Source organism: Flavobacterium sp. DW-iso2, assembly GCF_058725285.1.
In genome coordinates this window covers 156,601-182,070 of sequence record NZ_JBZXDY010000001.1, presented here as the reverse complement: position 1 = coordinate 182,070, position 25,470 = coordinate 156,601, and the positions used below count along the sequence as shown (strand labels likewise).

The 25,470-nt window shown below is 36.2% G+C and carries 19 protein-coding genes; 14 read left to right on the top strand and 5 right to left on the bottom strand.

Features of this window, described 5'->3' with window-relative positions:
* Positions 1 to 592 precede the first annotated feature (592 nt).
* Genes AC4PRO_RS00775 through AC4PRO_RS00755 form a run of 5 tightly spaced genes read right to left on the bottom strand, consistent with a single transcriptional unit; the run spans position 593 to position 8,079 of the window.
* Complete coding sequence (locus tag AC4PRO_RS00775) at positions 593 to 2,950, bottom strand: response regulator (protein WP_492115927.1); 2,358 nt, start codon at positions 2,948 to 2,950, stop codon at positions 593 to 595.
* Positions 2,951 to 2,956: 6 nt separating this feature from the next.
* The gene (locus tag AC4PRO_RS00770; RefSeq protein WP_492115926.1) at positions 2,957 to 3,382 is read right to left on the bottom strand and encodes a response regulator; all 426 of its coding nucleotides are present in this window, start codon (positions 3,380 to 3,382) and stop codon (positions 2,957 to 2,959) included.
* Positions 3,383 to 3,410: 28 nt separating this feature from the next.
* Positions 3,411 to 3,821: a response regulator gene (locus AC4PRO_RS00765; RefSeq protein WP_492115925.1), complete on the bottom strand. Its 411-nt coding sequence runs from the start codon at positions 3,819 to 3,821 to the stop codon at positions 3,411 to 3,413.
* Positions 3,822 to 3,825: 4 nt separating this feature from the next.
* Positions 3,826 to 4,554: a sensor histidine kinase gene (locus tag AC4PRO_RS00760; protein ID WP_492115924.1), complete on the bottom strand. Its 729-nt coding sequence runs from the start codon at positions 4,552 to 4,554 to the stop codon at positions 3,826 to 3,828.
* A gap of 6 nt (positions 4,555 to 4,560) precedes the next feature.
* Positions 4,561 to 8,079 carry a PAS domain-containing protein gene (locus tag AC4PRO_RS00755; RefSeq protein WP_492115923.1) on the bottom strand — a complete coding sequence of 1,173 codons (3,519 nt, stop codon included), beginning with the start codon at positions 8,077 to 8,079 and terminating at the stop codon, positions 4,561 to 4,563.
* Positions 8,080 to 8,663: 584 nt separating this feature from the next.
* Here AC4PRO_RS00755 and ppsA point away from each other — a divergent pair.
* The 14 genes from ppsA to AC4PRO_RS00685 all read left to right on the top strand — a co-directional run bounded on the left by ppsA (position 8,664) and on the right by AC4PRO_RS00685 (position 25,352).
* Positions 8,664 to 11,078, top strand: a complete 2,415-nt coding sequence (ppsA, locus tag AC4PRO_RS00750; RefSeq protein WP_492115922.1) for a phosphoenolpyruvate synthase — start codon at positions 8,664 to 8,666, stop codon at positions 11,076 to 11,078.
* Positions 11,079 to 11,095: 17 nt separating this feature from the next.
* Positions 11,096 to 11,851, top strand: coding sequence for an SDR family oxidoreductase (locus AC4PRO_RS00745; RefSeq protein WP_492115921.1), 756 nt, complete (start codon positions 11,096 to 11,098; stop codon positions 11,849 to 11,851).
* Between the two features lie 27 nt (positions 11,852 to 11,878).
* On the top strand, positions 11,879 to 13,315 hold the full coding sequence (locus AC4PRO_RS00740) for an AMP-binding protein (RefSeq protein WP_492115920.1): 1,437 nt from the start codon (positions 11,879 to 11,881) through the stop codon (positions 13,313 to 13,315).
* On the top strand, positions 13,294 to 13,620 hold the full coding sequence (locus tag AC4PRO_RS00735) for an AMP-binding enzyme (protein WP_492115919.1): 327 nt from the start codon (positions 13,294 to 13,296) through the stop codon (positions 13,618 to 13,620). Before AC4PRO_RS00740 ends, AC4PRO_RS00735 begins: the two co-directional genes overlap by 22 nt.
* A 61-nt stretch (positions 13,621 to 13,681) precedes the next feature.
* On the top strand, positions 13,682 to 15,199 hold the full coding sequence (locus AC4PRO_RS00730) for a S1C family serine protease (RefSeq protein WP_492115918.1): 1,518 nt from the start codon (positions 13,682 to 13,684) through the stop codon (positions 15,197 to 15,199).
* A gap of 28 nt (positions 15,200 to 15,227) precedes the next feature.
* Positions 15,228 to 16,226 (top strand): pyruvate dehydrogenase (acetyl-transferring) E1 component subunit alpha, encoded by a 999-nt coding sequence (gene pdhA / locus AC4PRO_RS00725; RefSeq protein ID WP_492115917.1) that lies wholly within the window; start codon positions 15,228 to 15,230, stop codon positions 16,224 to 16,226.
* Between the two features lie 81 nt (positions 16,227 to 16,307).
* Positions 16,308 to 16,568 (top strand): zinc ribbon domain-containing protein, encoded by a 261-nt coding sequence (locus AC4PRO_RS00720; protein ID WP_074723111.1) that lies wholly within the window; start codon positions 16,308 to 16,310, stop codon positions 16,566 to 16,568.
* 31 nt (positions 16,569 to 16,599) lie between these two features.
* On the top strand, positions 16,600 to 17,598 hold the full coding sequence (locus tag AC4PRO_RS00715) for an alpha-ketoacid dehydrogenase subunit beta (protein WP_492115916.1): 999 nt from the start codon (positions 16,600 to 16,602) through the stop codon (positions 17,596 to 17,598).
* The gene (locus AC4PRO_RS00710; RefSeq protein WP_492115915.1) at positions 17,591 to 18,748 is read left to right on the top strand and encodes a dihydrolipoamide acetyltransferase family protein; all 1,158 of its coding nucleotides are present in this window, start codon (positions 17,591 to 17,593) and stop codon (positions 18,746 to 18,748) included. Before AC4PRO_RS00715 ends, AC4PRO_RS00710 begins: the two co-directional genes overlap by 8 nt.
* Positions 18,745 to 19,002 (top strand): acyl carrier protein, encoded by a 258-nt coding sequence (locus AC4PRO_RS00705; protein ID WP_492115914.1) that lies wholly within the window; start codon positions 18,745 to 18,747, stop codon positions 19,000 to 19,002. The genes AC4PRO_RS00710 and AC4PRO_RS00705 overlap by 4 nt, the downstream gene beginning before the upstream one ends.
* A gap of 64 nt (positions 19,003 to 19,066) precedes the next feature.
* A complete protein-coding gene (locus AC4PRO_RS00700) occupies positions 19,067 to 20,056 on the top strand; it encodes an NAD(P)-dependent oxidoreductase (protein ID WP_492115913.1) in 990 nt (329 codons plus the stop codon).
* 243 nt (positions 20,057 to 20,299) lie between these two features.
* On the top strand, positions 20,300 to 22,879 hold the full coding sequence (locus tag AC4PRO_RS00695) for a cation-translocating P-type ATPase (protein WP_492115912.1): 2,580 nt from the start codon (positions 20,300 to 20,302) through the stop codon (positions 22,877 to 22,879).
* A gap of 222 nt (positions 22,880 to 23,101) precedes the next feature.
* On the top strand, positions 23,102 to 24,199 hold the full coding sequence (locus tag AC4PRO_RS00690) for a M50 family metallopeptidase (RefSeq protein WP_492115911.1): 1,098 nt from the start codon (positions 23,102 to 23,104) through the stop codon (positions 24,197 to 24,199).
* Positions 24,192 to 25,352 carry a phospholipase D-like domain-containing protein gene (locus AC4PRO_RS00685; RefSeq protein ID WP_492115910.1) on the top strand — a complete coding sequence of 387 codons (1,161 nt, stop codon included), beginning with the start codon at positions 24,192 to 24,194 and terminating at the stop codon, positions 25,350 to 25,352. Before AC4PRO_RS00690 ends, AC4PRO_RS00685 begins: the two co-directional genes overlap by 8 nt.
* Positions 25,353 to 25,470 lie beyond the last annotated feature (118 nt).

Below are 25,470 nucleotides of genomic sequence, written 5' to 3'. Positions count from 1 at the left end.
GCAAATGTACTCGTTTTTAATGGACGCTCAAAAAGTAAAGTAGTCCTCTAAAAATAGTAGAAATAACAAATCAGTAATATTAAGGATTTAAAAATCGTAAATTATTCAAAAACAAGAGATTATATTATTTATGGTTAATTTGTTTTATCCTTTCAAATTACTGTACAAAAAAATCGCTACTCAGTAAGCGATTTGCATATATTAAGAATGGAGTCGTACTGAACTGTCCTTTATACTTTTAACATCGGTCTTTTTATTCTGACAATTAACTCGTTTGGACTAAATGACTTGGTTGTAAAATCATCCGCAATTACTTCAAAAGCATCTAAAAACTATCTTTTCTAAACTAAGACCGGATAATCCTATTATCGAGATTGCTAGATTTAATTCGGTTCGTACTTTTTTCACAATATTAATTCTATAAATATTTGGTATCATAAATGTCTGTAAAAATGACATTTGGATCCTATACTCCTATTTTTATTAATCACTTCTTTGCCATTCGTACATTCACTTTTCGAAACTAAATTGTAAAGGTTAATTCATCTAATTATCAGAATAATATTTTTCTATACAAGTCTTTATAAAAATATTATTTTTTTGAAAAACCGTCCAATGATTCTAATTCAATGAAAACCGACTGGCAAATTTCATTAAGGTGCATCACTTCTTCTTTCCTTTTTTGTCCAAAAGGATTTATATTAATTTCTTCTTCAATAATTTCAATACAATTTGATGCTGATAGAATTCCTAATAAACTAATAGACGACTTAATTTTATGTACTTCATATTTCAGCGTTTCTAGATCATCTGATTCACTTGATTTTAATATTGCTTTTAATGCTATTGGAGAGTTTCGCATAAATAAGTGTACCATTTTTTTAACAAAATCGGCATCTCCGTCAGCAAAATCATTTAAATAAGTAAAATCAATTAAACTTTCAGTTTCGACTATCAACTGATCAGCTGAGTCAGAAGAAATAGTGGTAGGTGTCTTTATTAAATTTTTATATAGTTTTTCAAGTAATACGTTAAACTGATATGGTTTTGATAAATAATCATTCATACCATTATCTATACAACGCTTTTCTTCTTCTAATGTGGCATGTGCTGTTAATGCAATTATTGGGACATTCGATTTAGAACCCATGTGATTTCGAATGTATCTTGTCAGTTCATTCCCATCCATTTCAGGCATTTGAATGTCCATTAAAATAATATCGTAATTATTTGCTTCTATTTTATCAATAGCTATTTTTCCGTTGTCGGCAATATCAATTTCCTTATCCCATTTCTTAAAGACTTTAACGGCTAATAGTTGGTTTAATGCATTATCCTCAACCAATAATATTTTTACGCCCTTAAGGAAATCAGGAGTTAACTGCTCCTTTTTTACTGTAGAAATAGCAGTTGCTCCACTTAAGTCCTTTCTATATTGAATACGAAATGAAAATTCACTTCCTGTTCCAACTTCACTTTTAACGGTTATTGAACTACCGTGCAGTTCGATTAATTTTCGCGTTATCGTCAAACCCAAACCTGTTCCTCCAAATTTTCTGGTCGTTTCATTGGATGCTTGGTTGAAACTTTCAAATATCGAATCTATTTTATCTTGTGGAATTCCGATACCGGTATCTTTGACTGTAAACCTTATAAAAGCCTCAGTTGCAGATTCTCTTTCTTGTGAAATAATTAACTCAACAGATCCTTTTTCAGTAAATTTCAAGGCATTACCTATTAAATTAATTAATATTTGCGATAACCTTGTGGGATCTCCAATCAAGAAATCATTGATATTAGGATCAATTGTATAAAGTAGTTTTACGTTCTTTTCTTCGGCAATTGTAGAAAGTAACTCGATAACAGCGTTACTGTTTTTTGATAGAGAGAAATTTACTTCTTCAATGATCATTTTATCTGCATCAATTTTTGAAAAATCAAGAATATCATTAATAATAACCATTAGATTTTTTCCAGCTCTTTTAATGGCTTTTACACTTTGCTCCTGATCGCTGTTTAAACTTGTTCCTTCTAGAATTCTTGCAAACCCAATAATTCCATTCATTGGGGTACGGATTTCATGACTCATATTAGTAAGAAACTGTTCCTTTATACGTGCCGATTGTTCTGCCAGCTCTTTTGCTTTTATAAGTTCCCTTTCAATATGTTTTTGATCACTGACGTCTTGAATAGTTCCTAATATCTTGAAAGGCACATTATACTCATCATTCAAGCATTTTATATACTCATTAATATATTTAATAGTCCCATTTTTAGCCGGTAAACTATGACTAAACTTAACTTCTAAATTGCTCTTTTCGACCAAATTCAAGTTGTTTTCAAACAGTCTGACATCCTCTGCATTAATTAATCGAGATTTTAAAAGGACCAGTGAGGGAGTACTATCTTTCTCAATTTCAAAAATAGTATAAACTTGTTCTGAGAAAAAAACGGCCTCATCAATTAGGTTTAATTCCCAAAATCCAATTTTCGCAAGTTTTTGAGCTTCTGAAAGTCTGTTAGCATTAATTTTTAAAGCTAATTCTGTTTTCTTTCTTTGTTCAAAGCTTTCATGAAGTTTAAGTGCATTTCTTATACTTTGTGAAACTCCGTCAGGAGTCAGTAATGATTTTGGAATATAATCAGATGCTCCACCTAAAATAGCTTGACTGGCAATTTTTTCATCTCCTTGGGAAGTGACAAAAATTACTGGTGTATCTATCCCCAAATCCTTTAGAATTTTTAGAAAAGAAATCCCATCACTATCGGGCATTAAATAATCCAAAAAGATAAGATCATAATTAAATGCCTTTATTTTTTCAATTCCATCTTTGGCCGAAAAGGCACTTTCCACATCTGCTACTATTCCAGAATGTGAAATAGATCTGATTATAGTAATTAAATCGACCTTGTCATCATCGATCACTAATATTTTTAAAGCTACAGCCATTTTATTTTATTTTTTTTCACTTGAATATTCAATAATATTCCAATAATTATATAGGATTGAAAAAAAATCAAAACTTTTGTCACTCTGAATTGGTTTATGAAGGTATCCGGCAATATTTAAATTTAAAGCATCACTTTTATTTTTTTCATTATCTGTTCCGGTGATCACAAATATTAATATTGATTTTAAATCTTCGTGTTTTCTTATTTTAAGTAATAAATCTATACCCTTAATTCCCTCCTGATTAATATCAATCAAAAGAATTTTAGGTATGGGAGAAATTTTCTGATTCCCCTGAAGCTTATCCCAGGCTTCCAAATCATTTTTAGCAAAATATAATGTATCCTCTAGCCCGAGTATTGAAAATGCCTTTTTCGCGTTTTCAACATCAACTTTACAATTATCTACTACTAAAATGTTTGAATTTATCATAATTTGTAATTATTACTACTATTATAGTTTACATTTCGCACAAGGACCAAAAATCCTTTAGTGTGGCAACAGAAGCGATAAATTTCTCAAAAGATAATGGTTTTAAAATATAGCCCGCGACATTTAGATTATAGGCATTGATTTTATCACTATCCTCGTTTGAAGTAGTCATCACAAATACAGAGATATTTTTAAGCTTTTCATCTTCTCTCATTTCTTTAAGAAATTCTATTCCATTCATCTTAGGCATATTAATATCTAATATGATAATTCTTGGTAATGGAACAATCCCTCCACGTAGCATTTCTAATGCCTCCACACCGTTTCCGGCTACAAAAAGATCATTCTTTATATTGTTTTTTGAGAATGCTCTTTTTACATTCATTACATCCACCTCATCATCTTCAACCAATAAAATATTCACTAATTTTTGTACCATAATATTAATTATTTACTGTTATTGTTTTTGGCCAATTAAATTTAAAAATGGAACCACAATTTAATCCAGGAGCATATTGTATTTTTCCTCCTACCATTTTTATTATTTTATCACATATTGCTAAGCCTGCACCAGTCGAATCAACGACATCCTTAGAATTAGCGGTGTAGAAGATGGAAAATATTTTGTCTTTTACCTCTTCCGGAATACCGGGACCATCATCGGAGATTACAAATTCATAATCGGTTTCATTTTCAATTACTTCAACAAATACATTCTTCTGTACTTTATCATGAAATTGAATCGCATTATGAAGTAAACTATATATTACTTTTTCTAATTTTTTTCCCAAAGTAATGCATTTTTTATCTAATAAATTGTAAGTCAGATGAAATTCTACGTTTATTGTATCACCTAGCATTTCAATACAGTCATTTACTAATTTAGGGATGCTCACTTCAAATAGTTCCATTTTCGTTCTATTAACCCGTGAGAGTTCTAATAAAGCATTCATCATGTTTTCCAGACGTCCTACTCTATTTTTTAATAAATTAAAATTATCTAAAATATCCTTATTAACATGAGGTCCTAAATCATCTTCAATCCAAGTAGCGATATTTACAATAGCTCGCATTGGTGTCTTTATATCGTGGGAAACAATATAAACAAATTCTTCAAATTCTTTCTTAAGCGCTGTTAACTCCTCTTGACATCTTTTTTCTGGCTCTATCATTGTCTATTATTTAGGAATTGTAAAGATAAAACTTGCGCCTTTATTTTCTTCAGAATAAATGCGAATAGTACCTCCCATTTCTTCGATTATCTTTTCTACAATTGACAACCCGACACCTGTACTTTCTTTTTTATCGCGAGCTTCAATGGTTTGAAAAACTTTAAATATTTTTTGATGGTATTCTTCTGCTATTCCGGGGCCATTGTCTTTTATGGTAAATTGGTGAAAATTAGGTAATGATTCATAAAGACATTCGATTTTCCCTATTGGTTTGTCATTATATTTTACTGCATTACTGATAAGGTTAGTGAATATCTGTTGAAATAATATTCTTGCAATCTTAATTTCAGGAATAGTGTCTGCAATATTGACCTCAAACCCTTCAGTGGGTACAATTGTTTCAATAATTAGATGTAACATTATTTTTAAATCAGTTTCCTGCTTTTCAATTAATGTTTTACCAATACGGGAATAATCTAAAACGCCATTAATTAAATTTTCCATACGCATGACACGACCTCGTAGTAAACCAAAATTACTACTTACCTCAGCAGGCATCTCAGGCATATCTTCCATAATCCACTCCGAAAGGTTATTAATCGCCCTCAGGGGAGCCTTTAGATCATGAGAAACGACGTAAGCAAACTGATCTAATTCCTTATTCTTTTTTTCAAGATCAGTTAATGCATTGTTTAAGCTTTCCTGTGCTTGTTTTTGCTCTGTTATATCAGAACTAATTGCAATATATTGATAGGGTTTTCCTTCATTGTTTAAAAAAGGAACAATTGTAGAATAGACCCAGTAGAATGATCCATCTTTAGCAACATTCTTTATTTCTCCGCTCCACACACGCCCGTTACCAATGGTTGTCCATATATTTTTAACGAACCTATTTATTTTATAATATGGATTATCAAGATAATGAAATTGACCAATGAGCTCTTCTTTCGAATATTTAGAAATAGAACAAAATTTATCGTTCACAAAGGTAACCATCCCTTTGTGATCTGTAATTGTCACTATCGAAGATTCATCTAAAGCAGATCTGACATCATTTATTTCTTTTGCTTTTTCGATTATAATTTGTTCAGCAAGTGTTTTCTCTGTAATATCTTGCACAGTACCTTGAATACCGACAACCTCTCCCTTGTCATTTTTATATCCTTTTCCTATTGCCACAATGTATTTCAAGCTACCGTCAGGCAATACTAGTCTATGGTCGTAATGCAAATCTTCTCCTGTTTTTAATGTATGTGCTAAAGCATTATCAAGTCCAACTATATCATCGGGATGAATTCGACTTCTGTACGCATTAAAAAGTTGATCAGAAGGTAATTCTTCCAAATTAAACATTTCATAATGTCCCATAGACCATGTTAAATCATTAGTGATTAAATCAAATTTCCAGCTTCCTATCTTAGCTATACTTTGAGATTCGTCTAATAATTTTTTACTGTTAATTAAATTAAGTTCGGTTTCTTTTTCCTTTGTTACGTCCTGAATTGTCCCTTGCATTCCAATTATTTTCCCTTTTTCATTCTTATAAGGTTGCCCAATTTCTCTGATTTGTTTTATTCTATTGTCAGGAAGTACTACTCTGTAATTTATTTTAAAGTCATTTCCCGTTTCCATCATAATTTTGTCAGACTCATCAAGAATTGATAGATCATCAGGATGAATTCTTGACCTTGCAACAGTATTGAGCTGATTTGAAGGTAATTCTTCTAATTCGAAAATTTGATAATGCCCTTTGGACCAAAATAAATCATTTGTTAGTATATCGTATTTCCAACTTCCTATTTTGGCAATGCTTTGCGACTCGTCTAATAGTTTATTGGCGTTTATTAAATTCTGTTCGGCAATTATTTCATCTGTTACATCCTGGATTGTCCCTTGCATTCCAATTACTTCTCCTCTTCGATTTTTATAAGGTTGGCCTATTTCAACAATTTCCTTTATTCTACCATCAGCTAATACTATTCGATAATTAATTTTAAAATTTTTACCCGTCTTTACGACATTTTCACTTAATTCATCTAAAGAGATCAGATCCTCGGGATAGATCCGATTTCTATAGGCATCGTTAAGCTCGTTTTCAGGCAATTCCTCTAATTCAAAAATATTATAATGACCTTTTGACCAAATCAGATTATCTGTAAGTAGATCATATTTCCAACTTCCTATTTTAGCTATCCGTTGGGATTCATCTAACAAGTTATTGCTGTTAATCAAATTCTGTTCTGCTTCCTTTTCCTTTGAAATGTCCTTAGCTATTCCTAAGTAACCAGTTATCTCCCCTGCGCTATTTTTAATATCAGTAACTGATAATGATACCGGAAAAGTAGTGCCGTTTTTGCTTAAATATGTCCACTCATGAGTATCTGCAATCCCAAATTTTCGAGGTTTAATTACAAACACATCAAATCCTGGCTCCACAAGTTCGCCGAGTTCTTCGCTTAAATCTTGGGAACGTTGTACAACCTCGCTTACAACATGGAAAATACCCGCTGAGGTTTTTCCTACTACTTCGTCTGCTTGGTAACCTAGTAAGTTTTCAGCTCCTTTATTAAATTGTTTGATCGTTCCGTCGAGATCTGTTGAAATTATTGATAATGCAGAAGCATTAAGTATCGCTTTTAATTCATTAGTAGTTTGTACTACAATTTCTTGCTGCTCTCTTTCAAAGGTAATATCTCTTGCAATGCAATATAGATTTCCCGTTTCAGGATCTGGTGATGCATTCCAACTTAAGAGTACATATGCTCCATTATTGCAGCGGTAGCGGTTTTCAAAACTAATTGTTTTGTGCCCATTTGCTAGCTTTTCTACTTCCTTGTAGGTTTTGTCTAAATCTTCGGGATGAATAAAATCTAGAAATAATCTGCCTTCTAATTCTTCTTTAGAATACCCTAAAACAGTCGTAAAAGCTGGGTTTACTTTACGAAATGTAGCATCGACATTAGCAATACAAACTAACTCTTTTGAGAGTTCAATAAAATTCTGGAATTCCAGTTGTGTAGTTTTAAAATCAGCATTTTTTTTTCGCAGATCCAATAATAAAACCACTTGATTAGCTAACAATTGTAGCGCATTTTTCTGCTCATCAGACAATATTCTTGGCTTGGTATCAATTACACAAAGTGAGCCTAAATTAAATCCGTTAGCATCCTGAAGGGGTGCACCCGCATAAAATCTGATGTCAGGATTACTGGTCACTAAGGGATTATTTGCGAAAATTTCATTCTCCAATGCGTTAGTTACCTCATATACCTCTTGTCCCATAATTGCATATTGGCAAAAAGAGATGTCGCGCGGAGTTTCACTTGCCACTAAACCAATTCTTGATTTAAACCATTGTCTATTTTCATCTAATAAACTTATCAAGGCAATAGGAGTACCACAAATGTAAGAGGCTAATTGTGTAATGGAATCATACTCCTTCTCAGGTCTGGAATCCATAATAGAATAACTTTCAAGAGCATTAAGCCGCTCTGATTCATTTAATGGTAATATTGGTTTTTTCATTATTTGGTGCTGGTATTGATTTGGGATCAATCGTTCTAAAAAGCAACTGTTTATTTGAAATATATACTACTTATTTACACATTTCAAACTCATATCTTATTTTAGATTACATACAAAAATATAATAATAATTGATTCAAAATCAAAATTGCCAATTTATTATAAGAACCCACGATACTAACCTCAGCGCTATCTTATTTAACTAGTTCCAAAATCAAGAAACACTAAAATTATTTGAATTTGATTAAAGAGATAAAACTCAAATTTAATAAAACTCAAATGCTATAACCTTCAAAAATTAAAACACAAACTACTGCTAGTTAGCACATTAAATTTAAATACTTTTAAAATAAACGTGATTTTTGTATCAAAAATATTTTTTTTTGATTAAATTAGTAATAGACTAAATCAGTTATGAAGAGCAAACCTACTACGCTTTTCCTTTAGTTCCCAAATCGCACTTATAATTCTAACAATGGGTTTAAAAATCATTTTTTGATTTCGAACAACAAAAGCAGGCTCTAAATATTTTTCTATTGCCTTATTGAAATAAAGCAGTCATCACTTAAATTAAATATATTAAAAATGGAAAATTATAAATACATCTTGTTTTTTAACCAAATTGGTATTACTGCAATAAATCAAGTTGGGGGTAAAAATGCCTCCCTTGGTGAAATATACAATCAGTTGAAGCCCATTGGCGTCAATATTCCTAATGGATTTGCAGTTACCGCAGCTGGCTACCGTCTATTTCGAAAAAAAAACAATTTAGAAAAATCATTAGATGATTTATTGAGTAAACTAGACACAAACCAATACGCCAATCTGTCTGAAATTGGTGAGAAAGCAAGAGCGTTAATTCTATCAGCACTTATTCCTGACGAAATACGTGCCGAAATAAATACTGCCTATCAATCGCTAAGCACGCAAAGTGATACAAAGAACCTTGGAGTAGCGGTACGAAGCAGTGCCACTGCAGAAGATTTACCTACAGCAAGTTTTGCTGGACAAATGGAGTCCTTCCTTAATATAAGTGGTGAAAACCAATTAATTGATGCTATACTTCGTTGTTACGTTTCCTTATTTACAGATCGCGCCATAAAGTACCGTCACGATATGGGTTTTACAAAATTAGATGTTGCTATCTCTGTTGGTGTGCAACAGATGGTGCGAAGTGATAAGGCTTCTTCAGGTGTTGCCTTTACTATTGATCCTGATACTGGTTTTCAAAATACAATCATCATCAACGGTAGTTGGGGTCTTGGCGAGAATATTGTCAAGGGTACCATAACACCAGATGAGTGGATGGTCTTTAAGCCCACTTTAGAAAACCCAAAACTAAATCCCATTCTGAAAAGGCATTGTGGCCGAAAAGAATTTACGATGATTTATGCCGAAAAGAGCGAAGTAACCTCCTCCGAACATACCATAATAAATAATCCCACATCTTTAGAAAAACAAAATCAATTTTCATTAAATGACAAAGAAGTCATCCAACTTTCACAATGGTGTTACAAAATTGAAAAACATTATAAAAAACCTATGGACATCGAATGGGCAAAAGATGGGGTAAACAATCAGCTCTATATTGTTCAGGCGCGTCCTGAAACGGTTCATGGGAAAGATAAAAAACAAGTGCGGGAGATTTACAAACTCAAAGAAAAAGGCACGCTTATCACTCAGGGAATCGCATTGGGAGATAAAATAGCTACCGGAAAAGCGCGCATACTCAATAGCCCGCAGGAAGGAAATCAATTGTTGGAAGGGGAAATTCTAGTTACCGATTTGACAAATCCAGATTGGGATCCAATCATGAAAAAGGCAGCTGCCATTATTACTAATAAAGGAGGACGCACCAGTCACGCCGCGATTGTCGCACGGGAACTTGGCGTCGTTGCCGTGGTAGGTTGCGGTGATGCCACTTCAAAAATAAAAAATGGACAGCAAATCACGGTTTCTTGTGCTGAAGGAAAGAACGGTAACATATATGAAGGTGAGTTAAAATGGGAAGTCACAGAACAGGATTTTAGCCAATTATCCATGCCAGACACCAATCCAATGTTCATTCTCGCGGATCCTGATAGAGCTTTCGAACTGAGCAACTACCCTAATAAAGGGGTTGGTTTGATGCGAATGGAGTTTGCAATTTCAAATAGCATTAAGATCCATCCGCTGGCACTTTGTGAACCCGAAAAAGTGATTGATCAAGCGGTGATCGACCAAATATCAGAATTAACGAAAGGATATACCGATAGCAAAAAATATTTTATTGACAAACTGGCTGAAGCAGTTTCAATAGTAGCGGCGGCTTTCTATCCCAAAGATGTAATTGTGAGAATGAGCGATTTTAAGAGTAATGAATATGCTAATCTCATTGGCGGAAAATATTTTGAACCCGAGGAGGAAAACCCAATGATTGGTTTCCGAGGTGCTTCTCGTTACTACAGCGATTTTTATAGAAAAGGGTTTGCCCTAGAATGCGAAGCGATGAAAAAAGTACGAAACGAAATGGGTTTTCTCAACGTAAAACTGATGATTCCTTTTTGCAGAACCGTAGAAGAAGGACAAAAGGTACTTGCAGAGATGGCCACCAATAAACTAGTACAAGGAGAAAACGGACTTGAAGTTTACGTGATGATAGAAATCCCTAGTAACGTCATATTGGCTGATGAATTTGCGTCTCTTTTTGACGGGTTTTCTATCGGTTCGAATGATTTAACACAGCTTACACTGGGTCTGGACCGTGATTCTGCATTAATCAGTTATTTGTTTAGCGAACAGAATCCAGCGGTAAAAAATTTAATCAGGGAAACGATTCATGCTGCCAAGAGAAATAAAATAAAAGTGGGATTGTGCGGTCAGGCGCCCAGTGACATTCCAGAATTTGCCCAATTTTTAGTAGAGGAAGGAATAGACAGTATTTCATTTAATCCCGATGCCCTTATCAAAGGAATTGAAAATATTTTGGCAACCGAAAAGAAAAATACGGTACGTCTATAAACAAAAAAAATAAAGTTATGGAAACAGCATTCAAAAATAAAGTAGCGATTATTACAGGAGGATCTTCAGGAATAGGAAGAGCCACTGCCTTGGCTTTCGCCAAAAAAGGAGCCAAAGTTGTTGTTGTAGATTGGCATGAAAGTCCGGAAACAATGAAAACTCTTAAAGACTTGGGCGCGGAAGCTATTTTTATTAAATGCGATGTTTCTAAAAGTGTAGATGTAAAAAATATGGTCGAAAAAACCATAACTACTTTTGGACGATTGGATTATGCATTTAACAATGCCGGTATTGAAGGAGATTCCGCTCCCACGGCCGATTGTACAGAGGGAAATTGGGATAAAACCATTGGTATCAACCTAAAAGGGATTTGGCTCTGTATGAAACATGAAATTCCCGAAATACTAAAACAAGGCAAAGGTACCATTGTCAACTGCTCTTCGGTAGCCGGACTTGTTGGATTTTCAGGACTACCTGCTTATGTCGCTTCCAAACATGGCGTAATCGGATTGACCAAAACGGCTGCATTGGAATATGCCGAACAGGGAATCCGAGTGAATGCTGTTTGTCCAGGAGTCATACAAACTCCCATGATGGATCGCCTTACGGGAAAAAAGAAAGAAGCAATAGAACAATTTACAGCTTTAGAACCAGTTGGACGCATGGGCCAGCCAGAGGAAATCGCCAATGCCGTCGTATGGATGTGCTCAGACGAGGCCTCTTTTGTAACCGGACATGCCATGGCCGTAGATGGTGGTTTTGTGGCGCAATAAATAATTTATCCATCTAATTCAACAATTATGTATTCAATCAATAACAGCGAAACTATCCAACATAATCTTAGGGATTATGACAAAGTAAAAGCGACTTTCTCATGGAAATATTGCGCTCGGGAATTAAGTGGACTCCCCGATGGTAAAGGGTTAAACATTGCCCATGAAGCTGTAGACAGACATGCTCAAAACCATCTTAAAGATACGGTTGCCCTGCGTTTTATTCGAAAAGACCGAAGCACAGAGGATTTCACCTATTCCGATTTGAAAATCCAAAGTTCAAAATTTGCCAATGTACTTAAAAAACTGAAGGTTAAAAAAGGGGAACGTGTTTTCTCGCTAACGGGAAGAATTCCTGAATTGTATATTACTGCTTTGGGAACATTAAAATATACCGCTGTTTTTTGTCCTTTATTTTCTGTGTTTGGCCCTGAGCCTATTTATCAAAGAGTAAGCAAAGGCGATGTGACGCTACTGGTTACCACTTCAAAGTTATATGAGAAGAAAGTAAAACAATTGGTGGAGCGACTTCCCTCTCTTCAATATATAATTCTTACGGATGCGACCGAACACCTGTCAGACAAAATACTGTCCTTTTCCACACTCATGGATCAAGCCGGAACCGATTTTAAAATTCCAGAAACAAATCCTGAAGATGCTGCTTTACTTCATTTTACCAGTGGAACTACCGGCATGCCAAAAGGGGTTTTACATGTGCATCATGCGGTTTTTACCCATTACATAACGGGTAAATACGTACTTGATTTTCATGAAGGAGATCGGTTTTGGTGTACTGCCGATCCGGGTTGGGTAACTGGGACTTCCTATGGAATCATTGCACCGCTAGTCTGCGGCGTTACTAGTATCATCGATGAAGCAGAGTTTAATGCCATCAGATGGTATTCTATACTCGAAGAGCAAAAAGTAACTACTTGGTATACTGCGCCCACGGCAATCAGGCGCTTAATGCGTATGGAAGACATAAAGCCCAAAGAAGCATACAATCTCGAAAATCTCAAATCGATTTTGAGTGTGGGAGAACCGCTTAATGCAGAAGCTGTAATCTGGGGTGAGGAAAATTTCGGGTTCCCCATTCTTGACAATTGGTGGCAAACGGAAACGGGAGGTATTATGATAGCCAACTATCCTTCGATGAAAGTAAAACCTGGTTCTATGGGAAAACCTTTGCCTGGGGTAGAAATTGCCATTGCACAGGTCAACGGTAAGCAGCTGAAAATAATAACAGACCCTAACGTTCAAGGTCAATTGGTTTTGAAAAAAGGCTTCCCTTCCCTATTTCGCGCCTATCTGCATGAGGAGGAACGGTATAAAAAAGTTTTATTGGCGAATGGTACCTCAGCGGTGATCTGGCAAAAAAAGATGCCGAAGGCTATTTTTGGTTTATCGGCCGCGCCGATGATATTATCAAAACCTCAGGGCACATGGTGGGGCCGTTTGAAGTAGAAAGTACGTTAATGCGACATCCTGCGGTGGCGGAAGTAGCGGTAATTGGAAAGCCTGAGACCAATATTGGGGAGTTGGTAAAAGCCTTTGTGGTTTTGAAAGACGGAAACGAAGCCAATGAAGAAATGAAGATGGACATTATAGGCTTTGCCCGAAAAGAAATGGGTCCTGCCGTCGCTCCGAAAGAAATTGAGTTTGTCGAAAGCGTTCCCAAAACCCGCAGTGGAAAGATCTTGAGAAGACTGCTGAAAGCACGTGAACTCGGCTTACCAGAAGGTGATATTTCAACATTGGAGGAATCCTGAAATTATAAAAAAACAGGGATCAGTCCTATCAAAAATCAATTTATTAAAATCAATCTCAGCCATGATAGCATTTATAGAAATGAATTTAAAAACGCAAAGGATGTACCTGTTTATTATTCTTCTCTTATTTCAAGGATGTCAAGCACAGGATAAGAAGAATGAAAATGACATGGAAGTAATTCAAAAGAAGACTGCCGCTACACAAGCTAACATATCTTATACTGGGATTGTAGATTTCAGAAATGCTGCTAAAATAGCAACGCCAGGAGTAGTCAACATTAAGAGTAGTTTTACATCACAGATCCAACAATATGAAAATGGCGACCAAAATCAGTTTTATAATTTGCCCAATCCTTTAAAAGAGTTTTTTAAAAACGATCCTTTATTCAGACAATATAAATTTCAGCCCCCCAATTCATCCGAAAATAATTCGATGCCATTAGTTGGAAGTGCTTCAGGAGTAATATTGACCGCTGACGGATATATAGTAACCAACAATCATGTGGTAAAGGATGCCCTCGAAATTAACATCACCTTGTTTGATGGACGTTCTTACACTGCCAAACTGGTGGGTAGTGACCCCCTCACCGATTTGGCACTCCTTAAGATTGATGAAAAAAATCTTTCTTTTATACTATTTGGCGACAGTGACACCATTGAAATTGGAGAATGGGTCGTTGCAGTTGGAAACCCGTTTAATCTGGCATCTACGGTCACAGCTGGAATTGTAAGTGCCAAAGCAAGAAATATAAACATACTCCGGGATCAGGGAGCCATTGAATCCTTCATACAGACCGATGCAGCAGTCAACCCCGGTAATAGCGGCGGAGCCTTAGTGACATTAGAAGGAAAACTGATCGGTATCAATACCGCCATAGCAACTCCCACAGGAGTTTATGCGGGTTATGCTTTTGCGATTCCGGTAGACATCGTAAAAAAAGTCGCCAATGATCTGATGAATTACGGGGCTGTTCAAAGAGCTGTTCTGGGAATCAGTATCCGAGATTTAAACAGTGTACTGGCCAAAGAGATCAACATCGACCGTGCTAACGGCGTTTATGTAGATGCTTTAATCGATAACGGAGCCGCAAAAGAGGCTGGAATCAGGGCAAAAGACGTGATTATCAGTATTGATAATATTGAAACAATAACGGCATCAAAATTACAGGAGATTATCTCTCGCAAACGTCCGGGAGACAAGGTAAAAATTACGGTAATCAGAAATGGTAAAGATAAAAAAGAACTTACGGCAACACTCAAAAAATATACAGCAGCTACCACTGTTGTTCTAAAAACAGATTTATTAAAAGAATTAGGAGTGGAACTTGCAGAAATCGACAAAGACGATCAGAAAAAATACAATGTTAGAAATGGACTAAAGGTCACGAAACTATACGATGGAAAACTGAAAAGTAGCACAGACATTCGGGAAGGATTTGTAATTACTTCTGTCAACATAACACCTATTACTACAGTTCAGTCTTTTATCGAAGCCGTACAAGGACAGCAGCGAGGGATAATGATTGAAGGAAAATATGCTGGTGATCCTACTTTCTATTACTATGCATTTGGTATGTAAAATAATAATAATAATAATAATCGACACTATGTCACAATCAGCCACAATAACGAAACCCATGGAAATAAAAAAAGCATTGCTTCTTTTGTACCAAATGTTGCTCATACGAAGGTTTGAAGAAAAAGCGGCAGAGCAATATACAAAATCTAAAATCCGAGGGTTTTTACATTTATATACTGGTGAAGAAGCGGTAGCGGTAGGAGTTATACAGGCCCTAACAGAGGAAGATAATGTATTGTGTACCTATCGAGAACACGGGCATGCCTTAGCAAGAGGAATCGATGCCGATGTAATTATGGCTGAGATGTATGGTAAAATGGAAGGTTGCTCACTGGGCCGGGGGGGCTCCATGCATTTATTTGATGTTTCAAAAAAATTCTATGGAGGAAATGCTATCGTCAGCGGTCATTTACCACTGGCTGTCGGAATGGCTTTAGCGTCCAAAAAGCAAAAGAAAGAAAATATTACTGTTTGCTTTTTTGGCGAAGGAGCAGCTGCCGAAGGCGAATTTCACGAAGCAATGAATCTCGCGGCACTTTGGAAAGTTCCTCTGTTATTTGTCTGTGAAAACAACCTATACGCCATGGGAACGGCGATTAGGCACTCCCATTCCGAGACCCACATTGAAAAAAAAGGAGCTGCTTACGGTATCGAAGCTGAAGCGGTGGACGGAATGGATCTAATGGCGGTAATCGATGCCGCCAATACTGCCACACAAAAAGTGAGAAGTAGTGGAAAACCATATTTATTAGTTTGCAATACTTATCGTTTTAAGGCACACTCGATGTTTGATGCCGAATTATATCGGGCTAAAAAAGAGGTTGACGAATGGAAAAAAAGAGATCCCATTCCGACATTCAAAAATTACCTATTGAAGCAAAAATGGATTACCCCAGCTGAAATCACTGCATTCGAACAGAAAATTGAAACTAAAGTCCAATTGGCCGTCGATTTTGCAGAAGCGGGAACCTGGGAGCCTATAGCAGAATTGACAAAATTCACTTACAGTGAAAATAAAATGCAATAAAAAACAAACAACCCATCAGGGGCTACAAAACAAAGTAAAACCCTGAAAAGATTTTAATCGAACCCTTTAAAAACAAAAATTATGATAGTAGCAACATTATGTCAAAGTTGTGGAATTCCACTTGACAATGAGCAATTGAAAGGAACAGAAGCAAATGGTTTAAAAACGGATGAGTATTGCAAATTTTGTTACGATGCTGGGTCATTTGTCAAACCCAGTATGACATTTGGCGATATGAAGGAAACGGTAGAGACCCAGATGAAGAAATTGAAACTTTCAGAAAAGCTGATTCAAGACGCCGTAAACATTCTGCCCACTTTAAACCGCTGGAAAATCATTTAACCTAAATCTCTCCAACTCACATATTCTAAAAATGGAAAACGCCACTACAAAAATAAAAACTACCTATCGCGAAGCGCCGAAACAAGGGTTGCGCGAAGCGTTGCAAAATGACGAGCGTGTTTTTCTTATGGGGGAAGACGTGGGACGATACGGTGGCGCTTTTGCGGTAAGCAAAGGACTTTTGCAAGAGTTTGGTGAGGAACGCATCATGGACACTCCGCTTTCTGAAGCAGGCTTCGTAGGGGCAGGAATTGGCGCTGCAATAGCGGGTATGAGGCCCATTGTTGAAGTGATGACCGTCAATTTCAGTTTACTTGCCTTCGACCAAATCGTAAACAATGCCGCCACCTTATTGCACATGTCCGGCGGTCAGGTTCATGTACCAGTGGTTATACGCATTGGATGCGGAATAGGACGGCAATTGGCGGCACAACATTCGCACAGTTGGGAACCTTTTTACGCCCATGTTCCCGGATTAATTGTTCTTTCTGCAGGTACACATGAAGATGCCCGCAACATGTTGCATGCCGCTCTTCAAAGTCCAGACCCCGTGATTCTGTTCGAATATACTTTCTTGTTGAATATGGAAAAAGAAATTCCTGCGGAAGCCACTCCGGTAACGATAACAAAAGCCAAAGTAAGAAGAGAAGGAAAAGATATTTCGATTATTACTTATGGAGCAGCGGTGTATAAATGCTTAGAAGCGGCAACTGAATTAGCCAAAATAGGCATTGAAGCCGAAGTAGTCGATCTCCGCGTTTTACGACCTATAGACGAAGCCACTTTCTTGGCTTCTGTTTCCAAAACACATCGGGCACTTATTGTGGAAGAAGCGTGGCGCTCCGTCAGTATTTCTGCTGAAGTATCGGCCCGAATAATGGAAAAAGTGTTTTATGATTTGGATGCTCCCGTACAACGATTATGTGGTGCGGAAGTCCCTATACCCTACGCCAATCATCTGGAGGAAGCGGCTATTCCTCAGGTAAATGACATTGTAAATACAGTTAAAAAAATGATTCATCATGATTGAATTTAAAATGCCCAGTTTGGGTGCAGACATGGAAGACGGTACATTGATCGAATGGAAAAAAAAACCAGGCGACACGGTGAAGCGCGGCGATATTATCGCTGAGGTGGAAACACAAAAAGGGCTTATTGAAATTGAAATATTCGATGAAGGCATCATTGATAAATTCCTCATTCAGGAAGGAACAAAAGTTCCTGTAGGAGCCGTTATGGCACTACTACAGCCGAGCGGAGTGTCTTTAGAAACAAAAAAAGAAAAAGAACCTGCCCCATTGCAACCAACTGAGGAAAAAACAATCAAAAGTACGCCTATAAGCACGGCTGAAACACGAAAAATAAAAGTATCACCGCTCGCCCGAAGAATTGCCGAAGAGAACCACATCAATCTCGAATCAGTGGCAGGAACCGGTCCTGACGGAGCCATTACCAAAGAAAATGTCGATCACGAAATTGCAAAAATAGAAAAGATTGAACCCGAAAAAATCAATGCTCCAGCAGTAGCAATTCGATCAGCAATAGCCGCTGCGATGAGTAAGTCGAATAGGGAGATTCCGCACTATTATTTAGAAAAAAAGATAGATTTTACAAAAGCATTGGCCTGGTTACAAGAAGCCAATAGTCAACGTTCCATCAAAAAAAGACTGCTACCCGTTGTCCTTCTTATCAAGGCAACAGCGAGATCTTTGGCTGATTTTCCCGATTTGAACGCAATTTGGGAAAACGGTTTACAACAAAAAAAAGATATTAATATTGGGTTTGTTGTTTCGTTGACGACTGGCGGCATTATTGTTCCGGCGATTCATCATACTAATTTAAAAAGTGTTGACGAAATCATGGAGACATTAAATGACATTATTCCAAGAGCAAGAGCCTTTAAATTACGAAGTTCAGAACTGACAGATTCTACTATTACGCTAACCTCTGTTGGAGAAAATGGCGCCGATGTAGTTTATGGCATAATTTATCCGCCTCAGGTGGCAATCGTGGGTTTCGGGACAATTTCAGAACAGCCTTTTGCCGAAAAGGGCATGTTGGGCATTCGGTCTGTTGTGAAGGCCACATTAGCTGGGGATCATCGGGCAACGGATGGACTTATCGGTAGTCGTTTTTTAGCTGCCATAAACAACTATTTACAAAATCCGGATTCATTATGAAAGAAGATGAAATTAAAAAGACCATTTTTCAATTGTTGAAAAAAATTGCCCCCGAAACAGAACCGTCAGAATTGCAAGATGATGATAATATTCGAGAGACCCTTAATATTGATTCGTTTGATGCTTTACAATTTATAGTGGCATTAGATGATAAACTAGGAATTGAAATACCAGAACGAGATTATGGGAAAACCACCACCTTGAAGTTACTTCTTTCCTATATCAAGAATGCAATAGAAAAGCAGAAATCCTGATTTAGAAAATAGAATAGCCAAAAATAACAGCCATCATTCCTTAATTGGAACTAAAAAAAATATCATGAAAATTTTAATGTACAGCATATACGCGTTTGACAAACCATTTATCGAAAATGCCAAACATGGGAAATTAGAAATAGAATATACGAACCAGCCTTTAAATGAAGACACGGTCAAACTAGCAGAGGGTTTTGAAGGTATTTCTCTTTTTACCCCTGATAATGCCTCTGCTATCGTACTGGAAAAATTATATTTCTACGGCGTAAGATATATTGCTTTAAGATCTGTGGGATATGACTATGTCGATTTGAAAAAAGCGAGAGCTTTAGGAATCAAAGTGGCAAATGTACCCGCTTACTCCCACTATTCTGTAGCGGAACATGCCGTAACCTTGTTATTAGCCTTAAATCGAAAGATTATTCTAGGCCAAAAACTCATGCAAATGGGTGACTACCGTCTGGATCATTTGGTCGGTTTTGACTTGCATGGAAAAAAGATAGGAATCATTGGAACTGGAAAAATAGGTACCGCTTTCGCAAAAATAATGCATGGTTTTGGCTGCCAAATTTCAGCTTGTGATCCGCAAGAAAATGAGGAATTAATCCAGCAAATAGATATAAACTATACCACATTGGAAGAGGTTTGTACAACTTCAGATGTGATTTCAGTTCATTGTCCGCTTAATCATGAAACAAAATACATGTTCAACAAAAGCAATTTTAGCCTGATGAAAAAAGGAGTCCTGTTTATTAACACTGCAAGAGGAACTATCGTGAATACAGAAGATCTAATAGATGCACTCAAAATGGGCAATATCGGAGCAGCTGGCTTAGATGTTTATGAAAAGGAAAAAGGAATTTTCTTTGGCAACCACATTAATAAAAAACTGGAGGATCATTTATACACTATACTTCGCTCCTTCCCTAATGTTTTAATTACGGGGCACCAAGGCTTTTTGACTAACGAAGCTTTAGAGGGAATTGCGCAGACCACCATTGTTAATTTTAATGCTTGGGCTTATAATGGTCTCTCTGAAAATGAACTTAAATAAGTTGTTTCGAATAATTGAAAATTTATTTCATTTCATTAATTATTAAACATTTACGAACAATACTTACTATTTATACCTGCTTAAAAATTCGTTATTCCGTTACTTTTAACTTTCAAAATCATAAATCCGTCATCGATTTATGAACGAAAATACTTTTAAATAATTTCTCCTCCGGATTCAATTAATGACTATCTTAATTGAAATTTAAAAAACAGAAAGACCGATTAATTAAAATAAATTCAGATGAACATGAATTGGCATTTACTTTCTCTTTCTGAAGTATCCGAGAAGTTGGACACATCCCCAGCAGGCATTGATGAAAAAACTGCTAATCAACGCCAAGCCAAGCACGGCAAAAACAAGATTGATTACAAAAAAAAGAACACTGTTTTACGGATGGTCCTCCACCAATTGTCCAACTTTATGATTCTAATCCTTATCCTGGCGGCAATTGTCTCAGGTATAATGGGTGACTTAACAGATACCATTATTATTCTTACCATAATTGTAGTCAACGCGGCAATCGGTTTTGTGCAAGAATACCGAGCTGAAAAAGCAATGGAAGCCCTTAAAAACATAATTTCTGAAGAAACAAGAGTAATTCGGGCTGGAAAGACCATAACCATTGCGTCTACTGAGCTAGTTCCTGGTGATGTGGTTTTGCTCGAAGCCGGAAACAGGATCCCCGCTGATGTTCGTTTTATTGAAACCCACCAAATTAAAGTAGACGAATCAACGCTTACAGGTGAATCAAATACCACTGATAAAACAGAGAACAAACTGCCTGACGGTGACTATTCTCTAGGAGATCGCAGCAATTTAGGCTTCAAAGGTACCTTTATTACAAAAGGGCATGGACGTGCCTATGTTACAGCAATCGCTATGGAGACAGAAATTGGTCACATTGCCCAGATGATTCAATTACATGAATCCATAACTCCACTACAAATACGATTAGCTGCTTTTGGTAAGCGGTTGTCTATTGCCATCTTGATAATATGCACTTTAATTTTTATAATAGGTTGGATTAATGGCGAGAATATAATAAGCATGTTGTTAACGTCTATCTCGCTTGCTGTTGCCGCCATTCCAGAAGCCTTACCCGCACTTGTTACAATTGCACTTGCCTTTGGTGCTAAACGATTAGCAAAAAATAATGCCTTAATAAGAAAACTTCCAGCGGTGGAAACACTAGGGTCAGTAACCTATATCTGCACTGATAAAACTGGAACGCTGACCAAAAATCAAATGACCGTTGAAGAAGTTTATGTGACTCCCGGTATAAAAACTGAGACCCCATTTATTAAAAATAATGTCCTGCTCACAGCAATGGTACTCAATAGTGATGTCTCAGCAAAAGAAGACGGAAGCTGGCATGGCGATTCAACGGAGATCGCTTTGGTACAATATGCTTTAAATAAAAACAGTAATAAAAAGGAATTAGAAACAAAATTTCCAAGAGTGGCAGAATTTCCATTCGATTCTTCAAGAAAATGCATGACGACACTACACCAAACAGAAAATGGGATACTCGTCATTACCAAAGGGGCTGTGGATGTATTGCTAGATAAAATAGTTAATGATCAACAGCCACTGGTTTCTGAGTTTGATAAAAAAGCCAACGACATTGCCAATGAAGGGTATCGGGTTATTGGCTATGCCATAAAAGAAATGCCATCCATGCCAGAAACTTTAAATGTAGAGGAGATAGAATCATCATTAACATTTATAGGATTTGCAGGAATGATTGATCCTCCGCGGAGTGAAGCAAAAAAAGCAGTTTCAGCATGCATAAAGGCAGGAATTATTCCTGTAATGATTACCGGAGACCACAAACTCACAGCAAAAGCCATTGCAAAGCAGTTAGGTATAATCACTTCAGAAGAAGACCTTATATTGAGCGGAACAAAACTGGCTGAATTATCAGAAACAGAATTTTCGGATATGGTTGAACATGTACGTGTCTATGCCCGTGTAAACCCAGAGCAAAAATTAAAAATTATAAAAGCGCTGCAAGCAAAAGATCAATTTGTGGCGATGACTGGTGATGGTGTTAATGATGCCCCTGCTCTTAAAAGCGCTAACATTGGGATTGCTATGGGAATCAATGGCACAGCTATTGCCAAAGAGGCGGCCGACATGGTTTTGCTTGATGATAATTTTGCTACCATTTTGATTGCTGTTAAGGATGGACGAGTGATCTTTGATAATATTTTAAAATTTATAAAATACATCCTGACGGGGAATTTTGGGGAAATATGCGCCATTTTCCTTGCTCCTTTTTTTGGTTTACCCTTTCCGCTGCTAGCCATTCACATTTTGTGGATTAATCTCGTAACAGATGGATTACCAGGATTAGCATTGGCGTCTGAACCAGCTGAAGATAGTATAATGAGTCGGTCACCACGAGATCCAACGCAAAATATCTTTGCCGGAAGGATGGCATTACACATACTAAGTGTTGGTTTACTTTTGGGTTTGGTAACTCTGGGTATTCAATATTGGGCAATTAATGCCAATATTCAACATTGGCAAACCATTGCTTTTACAGTCCTTTGTTTTAGTCAAATGGGACATGTAATGGCAATACGTTCTGGAGAAGAATCTCTTTTTAAAATTGGAATTTTTTCGAACAAACCTCTTTTGGGAGCTTTAATGCTGACAGTTTTACTCCAACTGATGATTGTCTACGTTCCTTTCTTTAATATGGTATTCAAAACACAACCGTTGTCGTTGTATGAATTAGCAATAACCCTACTGGCATCAAGCATCATTTTTTGGGCAGTAGAAATAGGGAAATGGATCATTAGAGGTATCAAATAGATTTAATGTGTTGATACTCCATAGATTTAGTATGGATACCTGAAAAACAAATTAATCCTATTCTCACTTTACATCACTTCTTCAAAAAAAAAATTGTACTTTAGTGTAAGGATAAGCCCCTTTTCCTTTTTATATAAAGTCCTACACTTTATTGATTTTAAATAATTTAAGTATTTTTTACCATTATACTGAAATTTATAATATTAAAAAAAAAAATGAAAAATGAAAGGAACATTCAAACTCGGAAAAGTAGCGGGTATTGGCCTATTTATACATTGGACATTTTCGTTACTTATTGCCTTTATTATTTTTATCAATTATCGGACAGGTTATAATGCTGTACAAATACTTTGGTCGGTCATTTTCGTTTTATGCATTTTTGTCACGGTTGTTATGCATGAATTTGGGCACGCACTAGCCGCAAAAAACTATGGAATACAAACAAGAGACATTACATTGCTTCCCATTGGAGGTCTAGCAAGATTGGACAAACTGCCTGAAAAACCTTTAGAAGAATTAGTAGTTGCTTTTGCTGGGCCGCTAGTAAACATTGTTTTGGCATTAATAACTAGTTTTTTTATAACATTTCCAGAAAATGCAGAGGCACTCGCTGCGCAATTATCAACTGGTGTAAATGCCAGTAATTTTTTCCTAAATTTCTTTATTGTAAATATCGTATTGGCCGTTTTTAATTTGATTCCGGCATTCCCCATGGATGGAGGACGCGTCCTTAGAGCACTCTTAGCCTTTAAATTTAGAAGACATGTTGCAACCAGAATAGCAGCAAGAATTGGCCAATTTATAGCAATAGGGTTTATTCTTTTGGGTTTTATTTCCAATCCGTTTTTAATTTTTATAGGGTTATTTGTAATTGTCTCAGCCCAAATGGAAACAGAGCATGCCGCCTCTAAATTCATTCTCAAAGGTTTTAAAGTGCGAGATGTACTGATGAAACAATATCAAACTATCGATGCCAACGCGCCTATAAAAACGGCAATAGCACTGTTACTGGACAGTCAGTCCAAGATATTTATGATTACTGACAATAATGAACCCGTTGGGACGCTAAATCGAGATCAAATGATAGCAGCACTTTCCGAAAAAGGCGAGAATACAGTTATAAGCTCTGCAATGAATAAAAACTTAATTTATTTAGATGTGGAAACCCTACTGGAAGACATTTTTGAATTAGTTTCTGCCAATAAATCCAACTTAATTTTAGTAATGGAAAATGGGATTCTTGTTGGGACTCTTGACACTGAAAATCTTTTGGAGTTTCTTTTAATAAAAGGAGTTAAATCCAAAAACGTCTATGCCTAAAATCCAAAACACAACACATCCTGATTGCCTGGAATTAGTGTATAGCGGCGAGGACTATTTTTCCCGACTGGAACAAATTATTCAAAATGCGAAATCTGAGATTCACCTTCAATTTTATATTTTTGAAAACGATACCACTGGAACTAAGATTATAGAAAAACTTAAAGAATCGGCAGCGCGTGGCGTGAAGGTGTATTTACTATTGGATGGCTTTGGTTCGTTTTCATTTCCTGAACAAGTAGTAAAGGAATTAACGGAAAGCGGAGTCCACTTTCGCTTTTTTTCTCCATTTTTTTCAGCAAATTCTTTTTACATTGGCCGAAGACTGCATCATAAAATTGTTGTTGCGGATGATCAGATGCTATTAATTGGTGGAATCAATATTGCCGATAAATATAATGGCAAACCGGGAAAAGAACCCTGGTTAGACTATGCTGTTCAAATTGATGATATAATAATTGCAAAAAAACTTCAATTGTTATGTAGAGACCTTTTTTTAAAGAAAAGATATTTTTTCAAAAAAAAGATAGAAACTGTTTTACAGACACAGCAAGAAACGGTGGTCAGTATTATTCAAAATGACTGGCTGAAAAGGAAAAACGAAATCTATGACGCTTATATTACATCCTTCACCACCGCTAAAAAAGAAATCGTCATAGTGGGAAGCTATTTCCTTCCTGGCAGAAGAATGAATAACGCATTGAAAAAAGCGGCGAAAAATCAGGTCAAAGTTAAATTAATCCTGGCTGGCATATCAGATGTTGCGCTTTCTAGACGAGCTACCTATCATATATACGCTGCTCTTTTGAAAAACAACATTGAATTATATGAATGGAATAAGACCGTTTTGCATGGAAAAGCAGCGGTTGTTGATGGGCATTGGACCACTATAGGATCTTTCAACTTAAATAATTTGAGCTCTTATGGAAGTCTTGAAATGAATGTTGAAATTAAATCTACCGCATTTTCCAGCAATTATTTAGAACACCTAAACGAAATAATAGCACAATGTCAAAGAATAACTCCAACATCACTTAAAAAAAGAAATAATATCTCTTCCAGTTTTATAAATTGGCTATCCTATTGGACTGCTAGGCTCATACTTAATATAGTTACTTATTTTCCTGAAAACCGTTTCAAAAAATTTTACTGACCCATTTGATTATTCCTTTTAATCCTACAATCATTCAAAAAACGACTGCTATTAGCAACATTTAAGTAGAAATTTATAGCATTATTATTAGTTTTCGAAAATTAAAAAAATGGCAATA

Coding starts and splice junctions, on each gene's coding strand:
- AC4PRO_RS00775 (WP_492115927.1), bottom strand. CDS start 2,950: ATGGCTGTAGCTTTAAAAATATTAGTGATCGATGATGACAAGGTCGAT.
- AC4PRO_RS00770 (WP_492115926.1), bottom strand. CDS start 3,382: ATGATAAATTCAAACATTTTAGTAGTAGATAATTGTAAAGTTGATGTT.
- AC4PRO_RS00765 (WP_492115925.1), bottom strand. CDS start 3,821: ATGGTACAAAAATTAGTGAATATTTTATTGGTTGAAGATGATGAGGTG.
- AC4PRO_RS00760 (WP_492115924.1), bottom strand. CDS start 4,554: ATGATAGAGCCAGAAAAAAGATGTCAAGAGGAGTTAACAGCGCTTAAG.
- AC4PRO_RS00755 (WP_492115923.1), bottom strand. CDS start 8,079: ATGAAAAAACCAATATTACCATTAAATGAATCAGAGCGGCTTAATGCT.
- ppsA (WP_492115922.1), top strand. CDS start 8,664: ATGGAAAATTATAAATACATCTTGTTTTTTAACCAAATTGGTATTACT.
- AC4PRO_RS00745 (WP_492115921.1), top strand. CDS start 11,096: ATGGAAACAGCATTCAAAAATAAAGTAGCGATTATTACAGGAGGATCT.
- AC4PRO_RS00740 (WP_492115920.1), top strand. CDS start 11,879: ATGTATTCAATCAATAACAGCGAAACTATCCAACATAATCTTAGGGAT.
- AC4PRO_RS00735 (WP_492115919.1), top strand. CDS start 13,294: ATGGTGGGGCCGTTTGAAGTAGAAAGTACGTTAATGCGACATCCTGCG.
- AC4PRO_RS00730 (WP_492115918.1), top strand. CDS start 13,682: ATGATAGCATTTATAGAAATGAATTTAAAAACGCAAAGGATGTACCTG.
- pdhA (WP_492115917.1), top strand. CDS start 15,228: ATGTCACAATCAGCCACAATAACGAAACCCATGGAAATAAAAAAAGCA.
- AC4PRO_RS00720 (WP_074723111.1), top strand. CDS start 16,308: ATGATAGTAGCAACATTATGTCAAAGTTGTGGAATTCCACTTGACAAT.
- AC4PRO_RS00715 (WP_492115916.1), top strand. CDS start 16,600: ATGGAAAACGCCACTACAAAAATAAAAACTACCTATCGCGAAGCGCCG.
- AC4PRO_RS00710 (WP_492115915.1), top strand. CDS start 17,591: ATGATTGAATTTAAAATGCCCAGTTTGGGTGCAGACATGGAAGACGGT.
- AC4PRO_RS00705 (WP_492115914.1), top strand. CDS start 18,745: ATGAAAGAAGATGAAATTAAAAAGACCATTTTTCAATTGTTGAAAAAA.
- AC4PRO_RS00700 (WP_492115913.1), top strand. CDS start 19,067: ATGAAAATTTTAATGTACAGCATATACGCGTTTGACAAACCATTTATC.
- AC4PRO_RS00695 (WP_492115912.1), top strand. CDS start 20,300: ATGAACATGAATTGGCATTTACTTTCTCTTTCTGAAGTATCCGAGAAG.
- AC4PRO_RS00690 (WP_492115911.1), top strand. CDS start 23,102: ATGAAAGGAACATTCAAACTCGGAAAAGTAGCGGGTATTGGCCTATTT.
- AC4PRO_RS00685 (WP_492115910.1), top strand. CDS start 24,192: ATGCCTAAAATCCAAAACACAACACATCCTGATTGCCTGGAATTAGTG.